We start from the raw sequence: 19,448 nt of genomic DNA, 5'->3' as shown, positions 1-19,448 counted from the left end.
AGTCACGCCGTACTGCTAGGACGTCCGAGCTTTCCCGCATGCCGCGGCCCCACGTTCGATTATCGCCCGTGGGGACCGGTGCACGAAACGGTGTGCGCGGTCCAGGATTCGATGGTGGCACCCTGCGACCGCATAGGTACAGCCGCCGGGTGCTGTGTGCGACCCGGCGGCTGGGTGGAATTCAGCGGCGGGTCAGCTCGCTACTCGTACCGCGAGCGCGTCGCCGATCTCGTCCGTCGTGCGGGAGGCGTTCTTCGCGTCGCCCCGCTCGGCGAGGTCGGCCGCGACGGCCGCCTCGATCCGGGCGGCCTCGGCCTCGTAGCCGAGGTGGCGCAGGAGCAGGGCGACGGACAGCACGGTGGCCGTCGGGTCGGCCTTGCCCTGGCCCGCGATGTCCGGCGCGGAACCGTGGACCGGCTCGAACATGGACGGGAACGCGCCGCTCGGGTTGATGTTGCCCGAGGCGGCGACGCCGATGCCGCCGGAGACGGCCGCGGCGAGGTCGGTGATGATGTCGCCGAAGAGGTTGTCGGTGACGATGACGTCGAAGCGGGCGGGGTCGGTGACGAGGAAGATCGTCGCCGCGTCGACGTGCAGATAGTCGGTGGTGACCTCGGGGAACTCGGCCGCGACCTTGTTGAAGATGTTCGTCCACAGGTGGCCCGCGAAGGTCAGGACGTTGTTCTTGTGGACCAGCGTCAGCTTCTTGCGGGGGCGGGCCTGGGCGCGGGCGAAGGCGTCCCGGACCACGCGCTCGACACCGAAGGCGGTGTTGACGGAGACCTCGGTGGCGACCTCGTGCTCGGTGCCCTTGCGGATGGTGCCGCCGTTGCCGGTGTACGGGCCCTCGGTGCCCTCGCGGACGACGACGAAGTCGATCTCGGGCTGGCCGGCGAGCGGGGTCGCGACGCCGGGGAGCAGCTTCGAGGGGCGCAGGTTGACGTGGTGGTCGAAGGCGAAGCGCAGCTTCAGCAGGAAGCCCCGCTCCAGGACGCCGGACGGGACCGACGGGTCGCCGATCGCGCCGAGCAGGATCGCGTCGTGCCCCTTGAGGGCGTCGAGGTCGGCGTCGGTGAGGGTCTCACCGGTCGCGTGGTAGCGCTTGGCGCCGAAGTCGTACTCCTTCGTCTCCAGCTTCACATCCTCGGGAAGGACGGCCGAAAGGACCTTGAGGCCCTGGGCCACGACCTCCTGGCCGATGCCGTCGCCGGGGATGACTGCGAGATTGATGCTGTGAGACATGTCGGCACCCTACTCTTCGTCCCATCGTCTGACACGTCATGTCCAGGATGCGGACGATCCTCCTGAACGCGGGAAGGCGCGCCGTCGATAATGCGGTCATGACGCGCACTTTCGAGGAACTCGTGGCGGAGGCGTCGCAGGCACCCGTGGACGGCTGGGACTTCTCCTGGCTGGACGGACGGGCGACCGAACTGCGGCCGTCCTGGGGCTATCAGCGGCTCATCGGCGAGCGTCTGGCCGGCGTCCGGTCCTCGCTGGACGTGCAGACCGGGGGCGGCGAGGTGCTCGCCGGGGTGCCGGTGCTGCCGCCGACGGCGGCGGCCACCGAGTCCTGGCCGCCGAACGTCGCCCGCGCCACCGAGCTGCTGCACCCGCGCGGGGTCGTGGTGGTGGCCGACCCGGACGAGCCGCCGCTGCCGTTCGGCGACGCGGCCTTCGACCTGGTCACCAGCCGGCATCCGGCGACCGTGTGGTGGGACGAGATCGCGCGGGTGCTGCGGCCCGGGGGCACCTATCTGGCACAGCACGTGGGTCCGGCCAGCGTGTGGGAGCTGGTCGAGTACTTCCTGGGTCCCCAGCCCGAGGCGGCCCGGCTGCGCCATCCGGACGACGAGGCCGCGGCGGCGCGGGCGGCCGGCCTCGACGTGGTCGACCTGCGGGCGGAGCGGCTGCGGATGGAGTTCCGCGACATCGGCGCCGTGGTGTGGTTCCTGCGCAAGGTGATCTGGATCGTGCCGGGCTTCACGGTGGAGGGGCACCTGCCGCGCCTGCGCGAGCTGGACGCGCGCATCCGCGAGCGGGGGCCGTTCGTGGCGCACTCGGCGCGCACCCTGATCGAGGCGAGGAAGCCCGCGGCCGCTGCCGCGCGGTGACCGGTGCGGGGGCCACCGCGGGGCGACGCGGGGAGGCTCGGCCTGGATCTCGTACGCCTCGCAGGCCTGCCTCGCGGTCCTCAGTGGCCGGTGGCGCCGCCGTTGTCACGGCGGTCGAGGGCGCGCTGGAGGGCGGCGGCGGCGTTCTTGCGGGCGTCGTCGCTGGGGCGGGTGGAGGAGTGGCGGACGCGGACGGCGGTCTGAGCGGCCATGAGGGATCGACTCCTTGAGATCAGCGTGATCGAAGGCGCCGGAAGGGGCGGGGAGCGCCGCCGCAGGGGTTGCCTGCTCGGGGCGTCGCGCTCTCGACCGCCCTGCGCTCGATGGAGCGGGACGTTCGGCTTCTACAAAGCTAGGGCAGCCGGCCGGATCTGTCTCCACAATTACTCGGACTTCCTACTATCTGAGATGGCCCACCCCACGACACGCCTCCCTAACCCTTGACTCACTCTTGACAGGTTAGTGACGGGCGCGCTTGACTCTGCTCGCAGTCAACCAGTCATCTGCACATGAGGGGTTAGAAACGATGCCCGTCCTCCCGGTCCTCCCGGTCCACCACCGCACCGTCACCGTCCGCGGCCACGAGATCTTCTACCGGGAGGCGGGCCCCGCCGACGCCCCCGTGCTGCTCCTGCTGCACGGCTTCCCCACCAGCTCGCACATGTTCCGCGACCTGATCCCGCGACTCGCCCACCGCTATCGGCTGATCGCCCCCGACCACCTGGGCTTCGGCCGCAGCGCCGCGCCCTCCGCCGACGCCTTCGACTACACCTTCGCCGAACTGGCCTCCCTCACCTCCGACTTCACCGAGGCCCTCGGCCTCGACCGGTTCGCGCTCTACGTCCAGGACTACGGCGCCCCCATCGGCCTGCGCCTCGCCCTCGCCCACCCCGAGCGCGTCACCGCGATCGTCACCCAGAACGGCAACGCCTACGAGGAGGGCCTCGGCGCCGACGCCTGGGCCCCCGTCCTCGCCCTGATCGCCGAACGCACCCCCGAGACCGAGGCCCCGGTCCGCGCCATCCGCTCCCTCGACGGAATCCGGTGGCAGTACGAGACGGGCGTCCCCGCCGCCCACCGCGACCTCCTCAGCCCCGACGCCTGGCACCACGACGCGGCCCTGATGGCCCGCGACGGCCAGGACGCCGTCCAGCTGGACCTGATCGCCGACTACGGCTCCAACTTCGCCCTCTACCCCGCCTTCCAGGAGTACTTCCGCACCACCCGGGTCCCGCTCCTCGCCGTCTGGGGCGAGGGCGACGAGATCTTCCCCCCGTCCGGCGCCGAGGCCTTCCGCCGCGACCTCCCCGACGCCGAGCTCCACCTCCTCCCCACCGGCCACTTCGCCCTGGAGACCCACGCCCCGGCGATCGCCTCACTGATCGACGACTTCCTGACCCGGCGGGTGGCGGGCCGCGCGGGGCAGCGCGCATGAGAACCGCCCCCGTCCTCAGTTGGGGGACCGAGGAGGGGGGCGGTGATCAGCGGCCGCTCAGGCGGCGGTGGGGGTCAGCCCATGTGGGGGTAGCCGTAGTCGGTCGGCGGGACCAGCGTCTCCTTGATGGCGCGGGTCAGCGTCCAGCGCATCAGGTTCTGCGGGGCGCCGGCCTTGTCGTTGGTGCCCGAGGCGCGGCCGCCGCCGAAGGGCTGCTGGCCGACGACGGCGCCGGTCGACTTGTCGTTGATGTAGAAGTTGCCGGCCGCGAAGCGGAGCTTCTCCATGGTGTACGCGGCGGCCGCGCGGTCGCCCGCGATGACCGAGCCGGTGAGGGCGTAGTCCGAGACCGACTCCATCTGGGTCAGCATCTCGTCGTACTTCTCGTCGTCGTAGACGTGCACCGCGAGGATCGGGCCGAAGTACTCGGTCGTGAAGACCTCGTTCTCCGGGTCGGTGCACTCGATGACGGTCGGGCGGACGAACCAGCCCTCGGAGTCGTCGTACGTGCCGCCGGCGACGATCGTGCAGGTCTCGTCGGCCTTCGCGCGGTCGATCGCGGCCTTGTTCTTGGCGAAGGCGCGCTCGTCGATGACGGCGCCGATGAAGTTCGACAGGTCGGTGACGTCACCCATGCGGATGCCGTCGACCTCGGTCGCGAACTCCTCCTTGAAGCCGTCGTTCCAGATGGAGGCCGGGATGTACGCACGCGAGGACGCGGAGCACTTCTGGCCCTGGAACTCGAAGGAGCCGCGGGTCAGCGCGGTCTTCAGGACGGCGCGGTCGGCGCTCGGGTGGGCGACGACGAAGTCCTTGCCGCCGGTCTCGCCGACGATCCGCGGGTAGGAGCGGTACTTCTCGATGTTGTTGCCGACCGTCTTCCACAGGTGCTGGAAGGTCTTGGTCGAGCCGGTGAAGTGGATGCCGGCGAGGTCGCGGTGGTTCAGGGCCACCTCGGAGACGGCGATGCCGTCGCCGGTCACCAGGTTGATGACGCCCTTCGGCAGGCCGGCCTCCTCCAGGAGCTCCATGAGGAGCACGGCGGAGTGGGTCTGGGTCGGGGACGGCTTCCAGACCACCACGTTGCCCATGAGGGCGGGGGCGGTGGGCAGGTTGCCCGCGATGGCCGTGAAGTTGAACGGCGTGATCGCGTAGACGAAGCCCTCGAGCGGGCGGTGGTCGAGGCGGTTCCACACGCCGGGCGAGTTCGCCGGCGGCTGCTCGGCCAGGATCTGGCGGGCGTAGGCCACGTTGAAGCGCCAGAAGTCGACGAGCTCGCACGGGGTGTCGATCTCGGCCTGCTGGGCGGTCTTCGACTGGCCGAGCATGGTGGAGGCGGCCAGCGTCTCGCGCCACGGGCCGGCCAGCAGCTCGGCGGCGCGCAGGATGATCGCGGCGCGGTCGTCGAAGGACATCGCGCGCCAGGCCGGGGCGGCGGCCAGGGCGGCGTCGATGGCGTCCTGGGCGTCCTGCTGGGTGGCGCCCCGGAAGGTGCCGATGACGGCCTTGTGGTTGTGCGGCTGGACGACCTTGAACTCGTCGCCGCCACCCATCCGCTTGACGCCGCCGATGGTCATCGGCAGCTCGCGCGGGTTGTCAGCCAGCTCCTTGAGCTTGGCCTCCAGCCGGGCACGCTCGGGGGAGCCGGGGGCGTAGCCGTTCACCGGCTCGTTGACGGGAGTGGGGACCTGGGTCACAGCGTCCATAAGTCTCGGAACTCCTTTTGAGGGGTGGGGGCTCAGCCCTTGGTGAGGATGGAGCGGACGAAGAAGAGGAGGTTGGCCGGCTTCTCCGCCAGGCGGCGCATGAAGTAGCCGTACCAGTCGGTGCCGTACGCGGTGTAGACCCGCATCCGGTGTCCCTCGGCGGCGAGACGGTTCTGCTCCTCGCTGCGGATGCCGTACAGCATCTGGAACTCGTACTCGTCCAGTTTGCGCCCGGCGCGGCGGGCGAGCTCCTGCCCGATCGAGATGAGGCGCGGGTCGTGGGACCCGATCATCGGGTATCCCTCGCCGTCCATCAGGATCTTCATGATCCGGACGTACGCCTTGTCGATCTCGGCCTTGTCCTGGATCGCGACGGAGGCGGGCTCCTTGTAGGCGCCCTTCACGATCCGCACGCGGGAGCCGTTCGCGGCGAGGCGGCGGGCGTCCTCCTCGGTGCGGAAGAGGTACGCCTGGATGACGCAGCCGGTCTGCGGGAAGTCCTTCCGCAGCTCCTCGTGGATGGCGAACATCGAGTCGAGGGTGGTGTGGTCCTCGGCGTCGAGGGTGACCGTGGTGCCGATCTCGGCGGCGGCCGCGACGACCGGGCGGACGTTCGCGAGGGCCAGCTCGTGCCCGTTCTCCAGCGACTGGCCGAACATCGACAGCTTGACCGACATCTCGGCGCGGGCGCCGAGGCCCAGCTCCTTCAGGCGGCCGATCAGCTCCAGGTACGCGTCGCGGGCGGCGTAGGACTGCTCCACGGTGGTGATGTCCTCACCGACCACGTCGAGGGTGACCTCCAGGCCGCGGGCGGCCAGGTCCTGCACGATCGGGACGACGTCGTCCACCGTCTCGCCGGCGATGAAGCGTGCCACGACCTGCTTGGTCCCGGGGGCGGCCGACACGAAACGGCGCATCTTGTCGCTGCGCGACGCGGCGAGGATCACGGGACCCAGCACGGGGCACCTCCAGAGGGCAGGGTGACGAAAGGTGCCGTACCCGATCATTCTCAACGGATCGGGAACAGCACGAAGAACCACCGTGAAACCTAAGGACCGCTCCGATCGTCCGCCATCTACAGCTGTCACGCATCCGTGGCCCCGCTCTCAGACATCTGTCTGAAGAAGCGGGCGGGCGGTGCGAGAATGGGCGCCGTGAAGGGCGATTACCAGGAGCTGGTGGACGAGATCTCGGCGCTGCTCGGCGCCCCCGCGACCCTGGAGAACCGGGACTTCGGGCTGATCGCCTTCGGCGCGCACGACAGCGAGGACGACAGCGCCATGGACCCGGTGCGGACCCGGTCGATCCTGACCAGGAAGTCCACCCCGGCCGTCCGCGCCTGGTTCGAGGGCTTCGGCATCACCCGGGCGACCGGCCCGGTCCGTATCCCCGCCGCCCCGGACGCGGGCGTCTTCCGGGACCGGATCTGTCTGCCGGTACGGCACCGGGGGGTGGTCCTCGGCTATGTCTGGCTGCTCGACGCCGAGCCGGGCCCCTCGCACGCGCGGCTGACCGCCGCGATGGAGGTCGCCGCCCGGATCGGCGACCTGCTCGCCGACGAGGAACGGGCCGGGGCGGACCTCTCCCGGGAACTGCGGGCCACCCTGACGGCGGAACGCGGCTGGCAGTACGACATGGCCGTCGCCGCCCTGCGCACCGCCCTCGGCCCGGACGCGGACGGCCTGCACGCGCTGGTCTGCCTCGCCCCCTGGCCGAGCGAGGACTCCCCCTCCCCCCGTACGGTCCCGGGCGCGGCCGCCCTGTGCACGGTCCCGTGGGCCCCACCGGCCGCCTCCGGGTACGGCGCGGCCGGCGGCATGGCGACCGGGTCCGGCCGGCGCGCGGCCGGCAGCGGGCAGGGCGCGGGCCCGGCCGTCGGCGCGGCCGGCGGCATGGCCTCGGGCTCCGGTCGACGTACGGCAGCGAGCACCGCGGCTTCCCCCACGGGATCCGGCCCCGGCCCGGCCGGCGGCGACCGGGGTACGGCCGCGGGATCCGGCGCGGCATCGGCCCGGCGCTCCCCCAGCACGGCCGCGGCCCCCGCCCCCGGCCCCTACGTCGGGGGTGGCGATCCCGCCCCGTACGCCCCCGAGGGCGGGGCGTCCCGGGCGCTCGCCGTGCTGGTCCGGCTGCGGTCGGCCGACAACCTGGTCCCCGCCACCACCGCGGCCGGCCGGCTGCTCGGTACGGCGGACCCGGCCGGCGTCGCCGGGATCGCGCCGCCCCGGCGGGGGCTCGCCGAGCTCGACGCGTCCTGGCGCGAGGCCGCGTCGGCCGCCCGCGCCGCGACCGCGCAGCCGCACCTGGGCCCGCTCGCGGAGTGGGCCGCCATCGGCCCGTACCGGATGCTCACCGCGCTCCCCGTGGCCGAGCCCGACCCGGTGGTCCGCACCCTGCTCGCCCCGGCGCACGCGGAACTGGCCCGCACCGCCGAGGTGTTCCTCGACCACGCGGGCCAGGCCGGCCGCACGGCGACCGCCCTCGGCATCCACCGCCAGACGCTCTACTACCGTCTCTCCCGCGTGGAACAGCTCACCGGCCTCGACCTCGACGCCGGCGAGGACCGGCTGCTGCTGCACATGGCGCTGAAGGCTGCGCGGCTCTGACCCTGCGCCGTCCGCGGTCCGCCGCCCGGCCCCCGCGGCACCGGTTTATAGGATCGGCGCATGACAACGGGGAGTTGGGCGCCGCCGACGCGGGTCGAGCAGGTGCTGTACGAGGCCGGGGCGCGCGGGGACCGGGCGGCCGTGGTGGACGCGCTGGGGCGGACCCGCCTCTATGTGCTCATCGCACGGTTGCACGCCGACGCGCCCGGCTACGTCCCTCCCCTGCCCTCGCAGCGCGACGAGGGCTCCCAGCGCACCGTCGTCCCGGTGCTGACCGAGGGCATGCTGCCGCCCTGGCACCCGGACTGGGTGTTCCGGCAGACCACCCTCGCACGGCTCGCCGCCGCCTGGCCGCACGACCGCTGGTGGCTCGCGGTCAACCCCGGCACCCCGTACGCGACCACGCTGCCCGCCCGGCCCGCGGACCGCCGCGCCTGGCAGCGGCCCGTCGCCCCGGCCGGTGGTGCCGACCCGCTGCGGATGCGGCTGCTCACCCATGCCGGCGGGCCCCTGCACGGCCCGCTCGCGCAGGCCCTCGCGCTCGGCGCGCACCTCGCCGTGCTGAACGGCCTGGTGTGGAACCAGCTGGGCGCCCAGTACGAGGACTATCCGACCGACGTGGCCCGGCTGCGCCGGCCGTGGCAGGTCCACCACCGCGCGGGGTTCCGGGAGAAGCTGGACACGCTGCTCGCCGCCCGGCTGGTCGGCCGTCTCCCCGAGGCCGTCCTGGGGATGCGGCGCCGTCTCGACGCACGCCTCGGCTACCCGCCTTCCGAGATGCAGTGGACCTCGATGGTCACGGTGAATTTCGAGCGGGACGACCCCTACGGAGATGACGCGGCCGAGGCGGTGGAGTTCGTGCGCCGGATCATCCACTACGAGGAGCGGTTCCGCGCCGACGGCCTGCTCCCTCCGGACGGCCGGGTCGACACCCTCGCCGCCTTCGACCACGGCCGCGCCGTGAACGTCGTACGGCTGGCCCTCGGCGCCCGGTACTGCGATCCGCAGGAGGCGGAGCGGTCGGTGCTGCGGGTCCTCGAACCCGCCCGGCGGGCGTACGACTCCTGGTCCGCGTTCTCGCTCGGCTATCTGCTCGCGCGGCTGATCCACTTCGACGAGGGCGACCCCGAGCCGCTCTACCAGGAATCCCTGGCGATTCACCGCACCCTCGTCCAGGACCCGTCCAGCCCCTACCGGAACCTCCCGTGGTCATGACTCCGCATCCCCCGCCCCTTCCCTCCTCCCCGCACCCGGCCGCCCCCTGGGTCCCGCCGTCCGAGACCGAGCAGCGGCTGCACGAGGCGGCGCTGCGCGGGGACGTCGAGGCCCAGATCCGGGCGCTCGCCGAGGCCCAGCTCTTCGTCGGCGCGCCCCGGGCCGAGGTCGACGCCGATCCGGACACGGTCTGGTGGCGCCCGCAGCAGGTGGGGAACGGACTCGTGGTCCGGCCGCTGCTCACCCGGGGGATGCTGCCGCCGTGGCATCCGGACTGGGTGTTCCACGGCGTCACCCTGCGCTGGGCCGCCGAGTTCCCGTGGCGCGACCCGCGGGTGCTGCTCGCGGTCAACGGCGGCATGCCCGGCGAGGTGCTGCTGCCCGCGACGCCCGAGCACCGGGCCTGGTGGCTGCGCTGCTACGCCGAGAAGGAGCAGGGCGCGGACAACCGTTTCATCGCGCTGCGGCACGGGCCCCTGCACGGCCCGCTCGCCTTCGGCCTGGCCTGCGGGGCCCATCTGGCCTTCGTGAACGGCGTCCCGTGGAACGAGGTCGGCACGGCCTACCTCGGCTACACCGACGAGCTGGGGACCCTGCGCGACGCCTGGGGCGTCACCGACCCGGCGGGCTGGCGGGGCGAGCTGGACGCGCTGCTCGACGGGCGCAACAGCCCGGCCGAGCCGGACTTCGTGCTCCGGGTCCGCGAGGAGCTGTGCGCCCGGCGCGGTGCGCTGCCGTCGCCCGACGAGTGGCGCGAGACGGCCGCGGGGCACGCCCAGGACCTCGGCGCCCACCCGACGGCGGTGCGGCACATCGAGGAGCTGGTGCGCCGGGTGCTGCGGTACGAGGCCCGGTTCCGGGCCGACGCGCTGCTGCCGCCGGACGGGCGGGTGCGCAGAACGGTCGCGTACGACTACGGCCGGGCGGTGAACGTGGCCCGCTGGGGACTGTCGGCCCGCTTCTGCGCGCCCCCGGAGGCCGATCAGGCCATCGTGCACGCGGGGGCGCTGGCCAGGGCGGCGTACGGCTCCTGGGAGGAGTACTCGGCGGGCTACGCGCTGGGGCGGGTGCTGCGTTTCGACGGGGAGGAGTACGGCCGCTACCACGAGCAGAACGTGGCCGCCCACCGCACCCTGACGGAGCACGCGGGCAGCCCCTGGCGGAATCTCCCCTGGCGCTGAGTCAGTCGCGCGTCTCCATCAGGACCTTGAGGCCCTCGGTGAGGTCGTCCGCGCTGGGCGCGGTCTCGGGGTCGACCAGCCACTGGATCATCACGCCGGTGGCGAGGGCCTGGCAGAGCAGCCCGGCCACCCGGGCCTTCTCGGGCTCCCGCTCCGGGTCGATGCCGAGGAAGCCCTGGGCCATGCCGAGGCGGCCCTCGCGCTGGGGCTCCTTGATGGCCTCGCGCAGCTTCTCGTCGTCGTCGATGCGGGTGACGACCTCGGTCTGCAGCTTCCAGACCGGTCGGCTCGCGCCGGCGGCGGCGACGACCTGCTCCCAGACGGCGTGGAAGCGCTCGTACGGGTCGGCCGGCAGCGCCGTGGCGCCTTCCGCGCCCGCCGCTCCGGCCTGGTCGCCCCACTCCTCGGTGAGGGCGAGGAAGGCCTGCTGGAGCAGGGCGTCCTTGGAGCCGTAGTGGTAGCCGATGGAGGCGAGGTTGGTGCCCGAGGCGGCCACCACGTCACGGGCGGTGGTGCGGGCGTAGCCCTTCTCCAGGAGGCAGCGCTTGGCGCCTTCGAGCAGATCTTCCTTGTGTCCCATGGACAGCACTGTACCCGGCCGCTAGACGTCCGTGTAAGACGGTTGTCTAGAAGACCGGGTACGGAGTGCGCTGCCGGGTCAGATCAGGTTGACCGAGCGCACCGAGTTCGCGCCGATCTCCTCCGCGATCTCGGACAGCACGTTCGCCGGGACCGTGTCGTCGACGGTGAGCACGACGAGCGCCTCGCCGCCCTCCTCCATGCGGGAGACCTGCATGCCCGCGATGTTGAGACCCGCCTCGCCGAGGATCCGGCCGACGGTGCCGACGACGCCGGGACGGTCCTCGTAGCGCAGCACCACCATGTGGTCGGCGAGCGCCAGGTCCACGTCGTAGTCGCCGACCGCGACGATCTTCTGGAGGTGCTTGGGGCCGGCCAGCGTGCCGGAGACGGAGACCTCCTGGCCGCTGCCGAGCGTGCCGCGCACGGTCACCATGTTGCGGTGGTCGGGCGACTCCGAGCTCGTGGTCAGCCGGACCTCGACACCGCGCTCCTGCGCGAACAGCGGGGCGTTCACGTATGACACGGTCTCGTCGACCACGTCCTCGAACACGCCCTTGAGCGCGGAGAGTTCCAGCACCTTCACGTCGTGCTGGGTGATCTCGCCGTACACCTCGACGTCGAGACGGGCCGCGACCTCGCCCGCGAGCGCGGTGAAGATCCGGCCCAGCTTCTCGGCCAGCGGCAGACCCGGCTTGACGTCCTCGGCGATGACACCGCCCTGGACGTTGACCGCGTCCGGGACCAGCTCGCCGGCGAGCGCCAGGCGCACCGAGCGGGCGACCGCGATACCGGCCTTCTCCTGGGCCTCGTCCGTGGAGGCGCCCAGGTGCGGGGTGCAGACGACCTGGTCGAGCTCGAACAGCGGGGAGTCCGTGCAGGGCTCCTTCGCGTACACGTCCAGGCCCGCGCCGGCGACCCGGCCCTCCTTCAGCGCCGAGTACAGCGCCGCCTCGTCCACGATCCCGCCGCGCGCGGCGTTGACGATCCGGACCGAGGGCTTCACCTTGTGCAGCGCCTCGTCACCGATGAGACCGAGGGTCTCCGGGGTCTTGGGCAGGTGGACGGTGATGAAGTCGGCGACCTCCAGGAGCTCGTCCAGGGCCAGCAGCTTCACCCCCATCTGGGCGGCGCGGGCCGGCTGCACGTAGGGGTCGTACGCGACGATCTTCATGCCGAAGGCGGACATGCGCTGGGCGACCAGGACACCGATCCGGCCGAGGCCGACGACGCCGAGGGTCTTCTCGCTGAGCTCGACGCCGGTGTACTTCGAGCGCTTCCACTCGCCGTTCTTCAGCGCGGTGTTGGCCTGCGGGATGTTGCGCGCGGTGGCGACGAGCAGACCGCAGGCGAGCTCGGCGGCGGTGACGATGTTGGAGGTCGGGGCGTTCACGACCATCACGCCGGCCTTGGTGGCGGCGGAGACGTCCACGTTGTCGAGGCCGACCCCGGCGCGGGCGACGACCCGGAGCTTCTTCGCGGCGGCGATGGCCTCCGCGTCGACCTTGGTGGCGGAGCGGATCAGGATGGCGTCGACATCGGCGATCGCGGGGAGCAGCTCGGCGCGGTCCGCGCCGTTGCAGTGCCGGATCTCGAAGTCCGGCCCCAGCGCGTCGACGGTGGCGGGCGACAGCTCTTCAGCGATGAGTACGACGGGTTTCGAGCTCACGTGAGTCCTCACATTTGGCGGTGCGGACGGCCGTCCCGACGGCCGCAGGCGGTGGAGGGGGCTTGCCGCGTGAAAGCGCACGACGCTGTGGGCCAGACGCGATGTTGTTGAGCAGTGTAGTGCTGCGTCGGCGCACTTCCTGCGCCTCGTTGGAAGGATCACCCGTCCGTGGTTGGACGGGGTGTCCAAGGATGTGGCACAGGGCCGGACGGTGTGTCCGGCCCTGTGCCGAGAGGCTTACGCCTCCTCGTCGTTCACCCAGCTCATGAGCTTGCGCAGCTCCTTGCCGGTGGTCTCCAGGAGGTGCTGCTCGTCCTGGGTCTTGTACTCGTCGTACTTCTTCAGACCGCCGTGGTACTCGTCCATCCAGTTCTTGGCGAAGGTGCCGTCCTGGATGTCGGTGAGGACCTTCTTCATCTCGGCCTTGGTGGCGTCCGTGATGATGCGCGGGCCGGTGATGTAGTCGCCCCACTCGGCCGTCTCGGAGACGGACCAGCGCATCTTCTCCAGGCCGCCCTCGTACATGAGGTCGACGATGAGCTTCAGCTCGTGCAGGCACTCGAAGTAGGCGATCTCCGGCTGGTAACCGGCCTCGACCAGGGTCTCGAAGCCCGCCTTGACGAGAGCGCTGGCTCCGCCGCAGAGGACGGCCTGCTCACCGAACAGGTCGGTCTCGGTCTCCTCGGTGAAGGTGGTCTTGATGACGCCGGCGCGGGTGCCGCCGATGGCCTTGGCGTACGACAGGGCCAGCGCGAACGCGTTGCCGGTGGCGTCCTGCTCGACGGCGGCGATCGCGGGGACGCCGCGACCCTCCTCGTACTGGCGGCGAACCAGGTGGCCCGGGCCCTTCGGGGCGACCAGGGCGACGTCCACGCCGGCCGGGGGCTTGATGAAGCCGAAGCGGACGTTGAAGCCGTGGGCGAAGAACAGCGCGTCGCCGTCCTTCAGGTTCGGGGCGATGGACTCCTCGTAGACCTTGGCCTGGATCGGGTCCGGGATCAGGATCATGATGACGTCGGCCTCGGCGGCGGCCTCGGCGGGCGTGACCACGCGCAGGCCCTGCTCCTCGGCCTTGGCCTTGGACTTGGAGCCCTCGTGCAGACCGACGCGGACGTCGACACCCGAGTCACGGAGCGACAGCGCGTGGGCGTGGCCCTGGCTGCCGTAACCGATCACCGCGACCTTGCGGCCCTGGATGATGGACAGGTCGGCGTCGTCGTCGTAGAACAGCTCGGCCACTGGGAATCTCCTTGAGGTGCTGATGTTGCGTCCCACCGTACGGCGGGGTGCGGGAGGTAGGTTGTCGGGTCTCGCCAGGCGGACCGCCGGTCGGACCGGCGGTCGGACCTCGTCGACCGTCCGGGGTGTCAGGCGCTGCGGTCGAGGGCCCGCAGCGACCGGTCCGTGATGGACCGGGAGCCACGCCCTATGGCGATGGTGCCGGACTGGACGAGCTCCTTGATGCCGAACTGCTCCAGCATCTTCAGCATCGCCTCGAGCTTGTCACTCGAACCGGTGGCCTCGATGGTGACGGCCTCCGGCGAGACGTCCACGGTCTTGGCGCGGAACAGCTGGACGATCTCGACGATCTGGGAGCGGGTCTCGTTGTCGGCGCGGACCTTCACCAGGACGAGCTCGCGCTGGATCGCGGCGCCGGGCTCGAGTTCGACGATCTTCAGGACGTTGACCAGCTTGTTGAGCTGCTTGGTCACCTGCTCCAGGGGCAGGTCCTCGACATTGACCACGATGGTGATGCGGGAGATGTCGGGGTGCTCGGTGACACCGACGGCGAGCGAGTCGATGTTGAAGCCGCGGCGGGAGAACAGGGCGGCGATCCGGGCGAGGATGCCGGGCGTGTTCTCGACCAGGACGGAGAGCGTGTGCTTGGTGGACATGGTGTGGGTCTCTTCCTTCGCTCTTCGCTTCAGTCGTCTTCGCCGTCGCCGAAGTCGGGGCGGACGCCCCGGGCGGCCATGACCTCGTCGTTGGAGGTGCCCGCGGCGACCATCGGCCAGACCTGGGCGTCCTCGTGGACGATGAAGTCGATCACGACCGGGCGGTCGTTGATGGCGTTGGCCTGCTCGATGACCTTGTCGAGGTCGGCCGGGTCCTCACAGCGCAGGGCGACACAGCCCATGGCCTCGGACAGCTTGACGAAGTCCGGGATGCGGGTGCCCCGCGCCTCCGGGTTGACGTCGTCCGGGCCGGAGTGCAGCACGGTGTTGGAGTAGCGCTGGTTGTAGAACAGGGTCTGCCACTGGCGGACCATGCCGAGGGCGCCGTTGTTGATGATGGCGACCTTGATCGGGATGTTGTTCAGCGCGCAGGTGACCAGTTCCTGGTTGGTCATCTGGAAGCAGCCGTCGCCGTCGACCGCCCAGACGGTGCGGTCCGGCATGCCGGCCTTGGCGCCCATGGCGGCCGGGACCGCGTAGCCCATCGTTCCGGCGCCGCCGGAGTTGAGCCAGGTGGCGGGCTGCTCGTAGTCGATGAAGTGGGCGGCCCACATCTGGTGCTGGCCGACGCCGGCGGCGAAGATCGTGCCCTCGGGCGCGAGCTTGCCGATGCGCTGGATGACCTGCTGCGGGGAGAGGCTGCCGTCCTCCGGCAGGTCGTAGCCGAGCGGGTAGGTCTCGCGCCAGCGGTTGAGGTCGCTCCACCAGGCGGTGTAGTCGCCCTTGTTGCCGTCGCTGTGCTCGGCCTGGACGGCCTGGACCAGGTCGGCGATGACCTCGCGGGCGTCACCGACGATCGGGACGTCGGCAGCGCGGTTCTTGCCGATCTCGGCCGGGTCGATGTCGGCGTGGACGATCTTGGCGTACGGGGCGAAGCTGTCCAGCTTGCCGGTGACGCGGTCGTCGAAGCGGGCTCCGAGGGCGACGATCAGGTCGGCCTTCTGCAGCGCGGTGACGGCGGTGACCGCACCGTGCATGCCCGGCATTCCCACGTGCAGCGGGTGGCTGTCGGGGAACGCGCCCAGGGCCATCAGGGTGGTGGTGACCGGGGCGCCGGTGAGCTCCGCGAGGACCTTCAGCTCGGTGGTGGCGCCGGCCTTGAGGACGCCGCCGCCGACGTAGAGGACGGGCCGCTTGGCGGCGGTGATCAGCTTGGCGGCCTCGCGGATCTGCTTGGCGTGCGGCTTGGTCACCGGGCGGTAGCCGGGCAGGTCGGTCTGCGGCGGCCAGCTGAAGGTGGTCTTCGCCTGGAGGGCGTCCTTGGCGATGTCGACCAGGACCGGTCCCGGACGGCCGGTGGAGGCGATGTGGAAGGCCTCGGCGATCGTCCGCGGGATGTCCTCGGCCTTGGTGACCAGGAAGTTGTGCTTGGTGATCGGCATCGTGATGCCGCAGATGTCCGCCTCCTGGAAGGCGTCCGTGCCGATCGCCTTGGAGGCGACCTGGCCGGTGATCGCGACCAGCGGGACGGAGTCCATGTGGGCGTCGGCGATCGGCGTGACCAGGTTGGTGGCGCCCGGTCCCGAGGTCGCCATGCAGACGCCGACCTTGCCGGTGGCCTGCGCGTAGCCGGTGGCGGCGTGGCCCGCGCCCTGCTCGTGGCGGACCAGGATGTGCCGCACTCGCTTCGAGTCCATCATCGGGTCGTACGCGGGCAGGATCGCGCCGCCCGGAATGCCGAAGACGGTGTCGGCGCCCACTTCCTCGAGAGAACGGATGAGGGACTGCGCACCCGTGACGTGCTCGACGGGGGTGGCGGGCTGTGCGCCGCTACGGGTCCGCGGCTGCGGATGGTGCCCGGTGGCCTGCTCGGTCATCAGCATTCTCTTCTCGAAGCAGAGGGTTTTACGAGGGTTTGGGACGACTTTGGGATGAGCCAGTGCAACAAAAAACCCCTCGTGCCATGAGGCAAGCGAGGGGAGCGCGTCGGGTGCGAATCAGGCGGACCTTGTTCCGGTCTGCCTCAGCCGACGCGCTTTCCAAGTACGAGAATTCGGGTGCGCATGGCACTGACCCTCCCCCCGACGCGCGGTCACTGTCAAGTGGGTGGGACGGGCGTCTCACTATTTGAGCGGATCGGGGGACGGTTTCCGACACTCACCGGGACCGGACCGGGCAGCGGGTACTCGTCCCGCACCAGGGCCCGGCGCAGCCGGTACTCGTCCAGTGGCCCCGAGAAGGCCATGCCCTGGCCGTGGGTGCAGCCCATGGAGCGCAGGGCGAGCACCTGCTCGGGCATGTCCACGCCGTCGGCGACGGACTGCATGCCCAGGTCGCCGGCGATGCGGAGCAGACCGCTGGTGATCTTGCGCAGTCTGGCCGATTCCACGATGCCCTCGACCAGGCCGCGGTCCAGCTTCAGTATGTCGACCGGAAGGCGGCGAAGGGCGTTGATCGCCGCATGTCCGCTGCCGAATCCGTCGAGGGCGATCCTGACGCCGAGCCGGCGCAGGGCGGCCAGGCGCTGCTCCAGCTCGTCGAAGGTGACCCGGGGGTCCCGGGGGTCGCTGTCGGCGAGCTCGATGATCAGGGAGCCGGAGGGCAGGCCGTGCCGGGTCAGCAGGGACTCGACGGAACCGAGCGGCAGGGAGCGGTCGAGCAGGCGGCGGGCGGAGAGCCGGATGGCGACCGGGGTGCGGTGGCCGATGCCGGCCCGCTCGGCGGCCTGCTCGACGGCCTCTTCCAGCAGCCAGCGGCCGAGCTCGGCGGTGCGCTCGCTGTCGTCGGCGGCGCGCAGGAACTCGGCGGGGGTGAAGAGGATGCCCTGGGCGGAGCGCCAGCGGGCCTGGGCGGCGACGGCGGCGATCCGGCCGGTGGTCAGGTCGACGACGGGCTGGTGCAGCAGGGCGAACTCGCCGTCGTGCAGGGCGGTGCGCAGCCGGGCGGCCAGCTCGGTGCGGCGGACCACCTCGGCCTGCATCTGCGGGGCGTAGAGCTCGACGCGGTCCTTGCCGCCGGCCTTGGCCCGGTACATGGCGAGGTCGGCGTTGCGCAGCAGGTCTCCGGCGCCGATGCCGGGCTCGGCGAAGGCGACGCCGATGGAGGCGGCGACCCGCACCTCGTTGCCGCTCTCCAGGCGGTACGGCTGGGAGAGCCTGACCCGCAGCCGGTCGGCGATCTCGTGGACCCGGCACTCGCGGTCGGCCTGGTCGCGGGTGCCGTCGCCGAGGATGAGGGCGGCGAACTCGTCGCCGCCGAGCCGGGCGGCGGTGTCCCCGGCCCGTACGGAGTCCTGGAGCCGTCGCGCGGCCTGGACCAGCAGCTCGTCGCCGGCCTGGTGGCCGAGCCGGTCGTTGACGGCCTTGAAGCCGTCGAGGTCGATGAAGAGCACGGCGGTGCCGGGGTCGGAGGAGCGGCGCCCGCTGAGCGCGCCACGGACCCGTTCGGTGAACAGGGCCCGGTTGGGCAGGTCGGTGAGCGGGTCGTGCTCGGCGTTGTGCCGCAGCTGGGCCTGGAGGCGGACGCGCTCGGTCACGTCCCGGCTGTTGAAGATCAGGCCGCCCTGGTGGCGGTTGACGGTGGACTCGACGTTGAGCCAGTCGCCGCGGCCGGAGCGGAAGCGGCACTCGATCCGGGTGGTGGGCTCCTCGGAGGGCGGGGCGGCCAGGAAGCGGCGCACCTCGTGGACGACGGCGCCCAGGTCCTCGGGATGGATGAGGGAGGCCAGCTCGGAGCCGATCAGCTCCTCCGCCTCGCGGCCGTACACGCCGGAGGCGGCGGGGCTGACGTAGCGGAGTATGCCGGTGGGCGCGGCGATCATGATGACGTCGCTGGAACCCTGCACGAGGGACCTGAAGTGGTTCTCCTTCTGGGCCAGTTCGTGGGTGAGGGCGATGTTGTCGAGCAGCATGATGCCCTGCCGGACGACCAGGGCGAGCACGACCGTGCAGCCGGTGAGGACGACGACGCGGTCCACTCTGCGTCCCTCGACGACGTTGTACAGGATGCCGAGCGTGCAGACCGCTGCCGCCAGGTAGGGGGTGAGGGCGGCGAGCGACCCGGCGAGGGGGCGGCTGTGCGGCTGCCGGGCGGCGCGGGGGGCGGGTGGCATGTCGGCGGGGCGGCGCACGCCCCACGGCGCGTAGGCGAGCAGCAGGGAGCCGGCGAACCAGCCGGCGTCGAGGAGCTGTCCGGAGCTGTAGTGCTCGCGCAGCAGCGGCGAGGTGAAGAGGGCGTCGCACAGCACGGTGAGCGCGAGGGCGGCGATGGCCGTGTTGATCGCCGAGCGGTTGACGTGGGAGCGGCGGAAGTGCAGCGCGAGCACCATGCTGACGAGGACGATGTCGAGCAGCGGGTACGCGAGGGAGAGCGCCGCCCTGGCGACGCTCTCGCCAGGCACGTAGGCGGTGTGCGCGAGGGCGAGGCTCCACGACAGGGTGAGCAGGGAACCGCCGATCAGCCAGGCGTCGAGGGCGAGGCAGACCCAGCCGGCTCTGGTCACCGGCTTCTTGGCGAGGACGAGCAGGCCGACGATGGCCGGCGGGGCGAAGAGCAGGAAGCAGAGGTCGGCGAAGGAGGGGCTGGGCACCTCCTGATCGAGCACGACCTCGTACCACCCCCAGACGGCGTTGCCCGCGGCGGCCATGAAGGAGGAGAAGGCGAACAGGAGCCAGGCCGGGCGGAAGCTGCGGTGGCGGCCCCGGGCGTAGAGGAAGCAGGAGACGGCGGCGGCGAGCGCGGCGGCGCTGAGGCCGAAGTCGCCCATGAAGAGGGCGATCCGCGCGGAACCCCAGCCGAGGGCGGCGCCGGTGGCGTATCCCCCGCAGACGAGTCCGAGGCCGATCTGGGCGAGCACACCGCCGGCTCCGGGCCCGTGGCGCTCGGGCTCGGGCGCGCCCGGTCCGGGGCGCGGCCCGGCCTCGCCGGTGACGGGCCGGCGCCCGAGGAGCGCCCCGGTGGTCACCGTGGCCTCCGGGGCCTCGCCGGGGTGCTCCTGCGCGGGGGGCGCGTCGCCGAGGCCGTCGTCCCGCCGGTCGGCGCGGGGGGCG

At 71.8% G+C, this 19,448-nt stretch carries 15 protein-coding genes; 5 read left to right on the top strand and 10 right to left on the bottom strand.

All coding sequences use genetic code 11. The features are described from left to right. Positions 1 to 192: 192 nt before the first annotated feature. The gene (locus ACFY7C_RS24120) at positions 193 to 1,242 is read right to left on the bottom strand and encodes a 3-isopropylmalate dehydrogenase (RefSeq protein ID WP_389654104.1); all 1,050 of its coding nucleotides are present in this window, start codon (positions 1,240 to 1,242) and stop codon (positions 193 to 195) included. A 98-nt stretch (positions 1,243 to 1,340) separates the two neighbouring features. Between ACFY7C_RS24120 and ACFY7C_RS24115 the strand changes: the two genes are divergently transcribed. Further along, a complete protein-coding gene (locus ACFY7C_RS24115) occupies positions 1,341 to 2,114 on the top strand; it encodes a class I SAM-dependent methyltransferase (protein ID WP_389654102.1) in 774 nt (257 codons plus the stop codon). Between the two features lie 80 nt (positions 2,115 to 2,194). Here ACFY7C_RS24115 and ACFY7C_RS24110 read toward each other — a convergent pair whose 3' ends face one another. Beyond that, the gene (locus ACFY7C_RS24110) at positions 2,195 to 2,326 is read right to left on the bottom strand and encodes a hypothetical protein (RefSeq protein WP_389654100.1); all 132 of its coding nucleotides are present in this window, start codon (positions 2,324 to 2,326) and stop codon (positions 2,195 to 2,197) included. A gap of 314 nt (positions 2,327 to 2,640) precedes the next feature. On the opposite strand from ACFY7C_RS24110, the gene ACFY7C_RS24105 reads away from it, so the two are divergent. Next, complete coding sequence (locus ACFY7C_RS24105) at positions 2,641 to 3,549, top strand: alpha/beta fold hydrolase (RefSeq protein ID WP_389654098.1); 909 nt, start codon at positions 2,641 to 2,643, stop codon at positions 3,547 to 3,549. A 74-nt stretch (positions 3,550 to 3,623) separates the two neighbouring features. On the opposite strand, the gene pruA is transcribed toward ACFY7C_RS24105, so the two are convergent. Together pruA and ACFY7C_RS24095 are read right to left on the bottom strand one after the other, a co-directional pair. Then, complete coding sequence (gene pruA / locus ACFY7C_RS24100) at positions 3,624 to 5,255, bottom strand: L-glutamate gamma-semialdehyde dehydrogenase (protein WP_389654096.1); 1,632 nt, start codon at positions 5,253 to 5,255, stop codon at positions 3,624 to 3,626. A gap of 32 nt (positions 5,256 to 5,287) precedes the next feature. Next, positions 5,288 to 6,214, bottom strand: coding sequence for a proline dehydrogenase family protein (locus tag ACFY7C_RS24095; protein ID WP_389654094.1), 927 nt, complete (start codon positions 6,212 to 6,214; stop codon positions 5,288 to 5,290). Between the two features lie 195 nt (positions 6,215 to 6,409). On the opposite strand from ACFY7C_RS24095, the gene ACFY7C_RS24090 reads away from it, so the two are divergent. From ACFY7C_RS24090 to ACFY7C_RS24080, 3 genes are read left to right on the top strand one after another with little or no spacing between them, the layout of a single operon-like run. After that, positions 6,410 to 7,861 (top strand): PucR family transcriptional regulator, encoded by a 1,452-nt coding sequence (locus ACFY7C_RS24090; RefSeq protein ID WP_389654092.1) that lies wholly within the window; start codon positions 6,410 to 6,412, stop codon positions 7,859 to 7,861. Positions 7,862 to 7,921: 60 nt separating this feature from the next. Then, positions 7,922 to 9,076: a DUF1266 domain-containing protein gene (locus tag ACFY7C_RS24085; protein WP_389654090.1), complete on the top strand. Its 1,155-nt coding sequence runs from the start codon at positions 7,922 to 7,924 to the stop codon at positions 9,074 to 9,076. After that, positions 9,073 to 10,257 (top strand): DUF1266 domain-containing protein, encoded by a 1,185-nt coding sequence (locus ACFY7C_RS24080; RefSeq protein WP_389654088.1) that lies wholly within the window; start codon positions 9,073 to 9,075, stop codon positions 10,255 to 10,257. Before ACFY7C_RS24085 ends, ACFY7C_RS24080 begins: the two co-directional genes overlap by 4 nt. Before the next feature lies 1 nt (position 10,258). On the opposite strand, the gene ACFY7C_RS24075 is transcribed toward ACFY7C_RS24080, so the two are convergent. The 6 genes from ACFY7C_RS24075 to ACFY7C_RS24050 all read right to left on the bottom strand — a co-directional run bounded on the left by ACFY7C_RS24075 (position 10,259) and on the right by ACFY7C_RS24050 (position 19,255). Next, positions 10,259 to 10,837, bottom strand: coding sequence for a TetR/AcrR family transcriptional regulator (locus ACFY7C_RS24075; protein WP_389654086.1), 579 nt, complete (start codon positions 10,835 to 10,837; stop codon positions 10,259 to 10,261). Between the two features lie 78 nt (positions 10,838 to 10,915). Then, positions 10,916 to 12,505: a phosphoglycerate dehydrogenase gene (serA, locus tag ACFY7C_RS24070; protein WP_389654084.1), complete on the bottom strand. Its 1,590-nt coding sequence runs from the start codon at positions 12,503 to 12,505 to the stop codon at positions 10,916 to 10,918. Between the two features lie 237 nt (positions 12,506 to 12,742). Beyond that, positions 12,743 to 13,744, bottom strand: coding sequence for a ketol-acid reductoisomerase (gene ilvC / locus ACFY7C_RS24065; protein ID WP_389654082.1), 1,002 nt, complete (start codon positions 13,742 to 13,744; stop codon positions 12,743 to 12,745). A gap of 128 nt (positions 13,745 to 13,872) precedes the next feature. Then, positions 13,873 to 14,400, bottom strand: coding sequence for an acetolactate synthase small subunit (gene ilvN, locus ACFY7C_RS24060; protein WP_356703138.1), 528 nt, complete (start codon positions 14,398 to 14,400; stop codon positions 13,873 to 13,875). Between the two features lie 29 nt (positions 14,401 to 14,429). Then, on the bottom strand, positions 14,430 to 16,283 hold the full coding sequence (locus ACFY7C_RS24055) for an acetolactate synthase large subunit (protein WP_389654080.1): 1,854 nt from the start codon (positions 16,281 to 16,283) through the stop codon (positions 14,430 to 14,432). 215 nt (positions 16,284 to 16,498) lie between these two features. Next, entirely contained in the window at positions 16,499 to 19,255 is a 2,757-nt protein-coding gene (locus ACFY7C_RS24050; protein ID WP_389654485.1) for a putative bifunctional diguanylate cyclase/phosphodiesterase, read from the bottom strand. Between the last annotated feature and the right edge of the window lie 193 nt (positions 19,256 to 19,448).

It is taken from the genome of Streptomyces sp. NPDC012769, assembly GCF_042901205.1.
In the GTDB taxonomy this organism is placed as follows: Bacteria; Actinomycetota; Actinomycetes; order Streptomycetales; family Streptomycetaceae; genus Streptomyces.
The sequence above is the reverse complement of the archived record's forward strand: the minus strand, read 5'-3'. Positions and strand labels throughout refer to the sequence as shown.